Source organism: Candidatus Poribacteria bacterium (assembly GCA_021295755.1).
In the GTDB taxonomy this organism is placed as follows: domain Bacteria; phylum Poribacteria; class WGA-4E; order WGA-4E; family PCPOR2b; genus PCPOR2b.
In genome coordinates, this window is the sequence record JAGWBT010000223.1 from 1,639 (window position 1) to 5,339 (window position 3,701).

The following is a 3,701-nucleotide window of genomic DNA, read 5'->3' on the forward strand; positions in this document are numbered from 1 at the left end:
CCTCTGGCGCGAACTTCTTGGAACACCCCTGGGAACCAAAACAGTTCCAGTATCGCTGTCGGACGGTGTTTTGAAAATCTACACGGAATATCCGCCGTTCAAAAAAGAATTATTACTCCTTAAACAGAGGATTATAGCAGACCTGAATGCAGAATTAGGACAACCTATTCTTACAGATCTCCGGATAGAGTTACGCCAAGCGCATAAAGCAACATCTCATCACACCAAACGTCCCTCCACCCACCCAAAAATCTCAAAGCCAACGGCATCAACGCCTCGCCCAAATAATGTTCACACACCAACCCCCAAAGAATCAGAACAAATTGAGCAAGCAATAGCTGATGTGGCGGATACTGATTTAAAAATTTCTTTGCGGCAATTATTCATGACACAAAGCAAAGAAAAGTCTTGACAAAGTTGTTAAAATAAGGTATCCTATTTTAAGTAGATAATCACGATAATAACAAGTGCGGATTGCGCTTTTAGATTACTATTTTAAAAGACATAGCACCCTGTATTATATGCAGGGATCAATTCAAAGCGAGGTATCACAATTGTCAAAAGATGAACGAACATATACGGCGAGTGACATACAAATCCTTGAGGGTCTTGAAGCTGTTAGAAAACGCCCGAGCATGTATATCGGCAGCACCGGTCCCGCTGGATTGCATCACCTTGTCACGGAGTTGGTTGACAACTGCATAGATGAGATCGGTGCAGGCTACGGCACGCAAATCAACGTCCAACACGATGGTCGTGGTATTCCAGTTGACATGCATGCGACAGCGGGTGTCTCAGCACTTGAGGTAGTGATGACAACGTTGCACGCTGGCGGCAAATTCGACGGTCGTGATCAGGTCGGGTACCAAACCGCCGGTGGCTTACACGGTGTCGGTGCTTCCTGTGTCAACGCGCTTTCTGAGTGGCTCCATGTGCAAGTCCAGCAGAAGGGCGAAATCTACGAACAACGCTACGCGCGTGGTATCCCGCAGACATCTGTAGACAAAATTGGCAACAGCAACAAAACCGGTACTCGGACGACATTCATGCCCGATGCTGAAATATTTGATACCCTCGATTTCTCACACGACACGCTTCGCGACCGGCTCAGAGAACTCGCTTTCCTGAATAAAGGCGTACGTATTCAGTTCCATGATGAACGCGATGAAGATAATTCTGAACCGATCACTTTTCAGTACGATGGCGGCATTGCTTCCTTTGTTACCTATTACAATCAAAATAAAGAGGTCCTCCATCCGGAACCTATCTATGTAGAAGGTGTCCAGTCAGATGTTGTAGTAGAAATCGCCTTCCAGTTTAATACCGCTTACTCGGAGAATATAAGCTCTTATGCGAACAACATTCGGACCGCCGAAGGCGGTTTTCACGAAAGCGGTTTCAAAAGTGCGCTTACCCGCGCTTTTAAAAATTACGCCAATGCCAATGATCTCCTGAAGAACGTCAAAGTAGACCTGACTGGTGAAGACATCCGCGAAGGCATAACCGCTATTATCAGCGTCAAAGTTCCGGATCCGCAATTTGAGGGGCAGACGAAATCTAAACTCGGAAATACGGAGGTTGAAGGCATCGTCCAAACATTTGTCGGTTCCCGACTCAAAACACTTTTAGAAGAAACTCCGAGTGTCTCCAAACGTATTATCCAAAAAGCCATTGATGCCGCGCGAGCGCGTGAGGCTGCACGTAGTGCACGCGAGGTGATCCGCCGTAAAAGCGTCCTTGACTCCGCTTCAATGCCCGGAAAACTTGCCGACTGTTCCGAACGTGACCCTACCCGGACCGAGATTTTCCTCGTAGAGGGTGATTCCGCCGGTGGTACAGCTAAACAGGGGCGCGACCGGCGAAATCAAGCCGTTCTACCTCTGAAAGGTAAAGGTATCAATGTAGACAAGTCAAGACTTGACAAAATACTTAAAAACGCACAAGTTATTGACATTGTAACCGCATTGGGAACAGGTATCGGTGCTGAGGAATTCAGCCTCGAAAAACTCCGATATGCCAAAGTTATTATTATGGCAGATGCTGATGTTGATGGCGCGCATATACGAACACTACTATTAACTTTTTTCTTCCGCCAGATGCCAGACCTCATCGCTACTGGCCATCTCTACATAGCTCAACCGCCACTTTATCAAGTCAAAAAGGGCAGAAATTCACAATATTTGCAAGATGATGAGCAGATGGAAGACTATCTCCTTACGCTTGCCCTTGACACGGTACAGATAACAAATGCCCGCCGAGGTGCCCCTTACACGGCATCCGAGTATAAGACAATCTCTAACACCGTACGCAAGGTTCAAATGCTCCTTGATCAAATCAAGCGAAGTGGTATAACACCAACACAGTTTTCCAACATTGAGCAATCTGCCCCCCACGAGGAGAACGAGGCGAGTAGCACCGACACATCTGATAACATAGACAAACTACTACTTGCTCTCCTTGAGATTCCACCCACTCATAGGGGCAATCCTACAGAAGCAATGCAAGAGACTGCCGAACAACCACCATCCACCACCAGTACACAGATCGTGCTTTTTGACAACCCACCACAAGGGGCAGAACCTGAAAGTATAGTTGATCCGAGACCACGGACCTGGCATCGCGAACTGCGACAAGAACTTGAGAAGCTCGCTGAGTTTCACATCCAAGACACAGACTTCTTGCCTCCGGAAAAGACAGACGAACCAAGCAGCTCAGAAAATCAAAAGTTGTTTAGTATCCAGTCTGAAAATGGTGATATTCATCACACAGAAGATGTGGTATCGCTTGTGCAGCATCTCCTTGAAATGGAACACCGAGGACTGACTATTACGCGCTACAAAGGTTTAGCCGAAATGAACGCTGAGCAGTTGCGCGACACGACTATGCGACAAGATGAACGTATCTTGCTTAGGGTAACGCTTGAAGATGCTGTTGAAGCCGACCACACCTTTACCCTCCTCATGGGGGATACTGTTGAACCTCGTCGCGAATTCATAGAACGCTACGGCACTCAGGTGAATCTTGATCTGTACGGTGCCTAAAGGAGGACATAACTTAAAAGTGGTAGGTTATAAGTTAAGAGGTTATAAGAAAGCGCACTAGCGATAAAATTCACTTCTTAACTTACCACTTATAACTTAGAACTTATAACTTAAAAAATATATGGAAAACATCCAAGAACGCAACATAGAAAATGAACTGAAAACGTCGTACCTTACCTACGCGATGAGTGTCAATACCAATCGCGCGATACCTGATGTACGTGACGGTCTCAAACCAAGCACACGTCGGATTATCTATGCTATGGGTGAGATAAATCTCACCGCGAACCGGCCCTACGACAAATGTGCCGCTGTCGTTGGGGAGGTGATGAAGAACTTTCATCCACATGGCGACGGCCCGATTTACGGCACTCTTGTCGGTATGGCGCAACCGTTTAATATGCGCTACCTGCTCATAGATGGGCAAGGGAACTTCGGTAGTATCGACGATGATCCGCCTGGCGCGATGCGCTACACGGAATGTCGGCTTACCGCGATTGCCGAGGAGATGCTCACTGATATTGAAAAACAGGTTGTTGATTTTCAACCGAATTACAAGGAATCCCTCGAAGAACCGACAGTCCTTCCGGGGCTCCTCCCGAACTTGCTTGTCAATGGCACGACAGGTATCGGTGTTGGTTACCTCACCCGTATACCACC

The 3,701-nt window shown here is 47.1% G+C and carries 3 protein-coding genes; all 3 read left to right on the forward strand.

What is annotated here, in order from left to right; translation table 11 throughout:
- Positions 1-412, forward strand: a 412-nt coding sequence (locus J4G02_22295) for a DUF721 domain-containing protein (GenBank protein MCE2397242.1), incomplete at its 5' end; no start/stop codon positions are given.
- A 109-nt stretch (positions 413-521) separates the two neighbouring features.
- Positions 522-3,041, forward strand: a complete 2,520-nt coding sequence (gene gyrB / locus J4G02_22300; GenBank protein ID MCE2397243.1) for a DNA topoisomerase (ATP-hydrolyzing) subunit B — start codon at positions 522-524, stop codon at positions 3,039-3,041.
- A gap of 121 nt (positions 3,042-3,162) precedes the next feature.
- The coding region (locus J4G02_22305; protein ID MCE2397244.1) for a DNA gyrase subunit A at positions 3,163-3,701 on the forward strand (539 nt) is incomplete at its 3' end.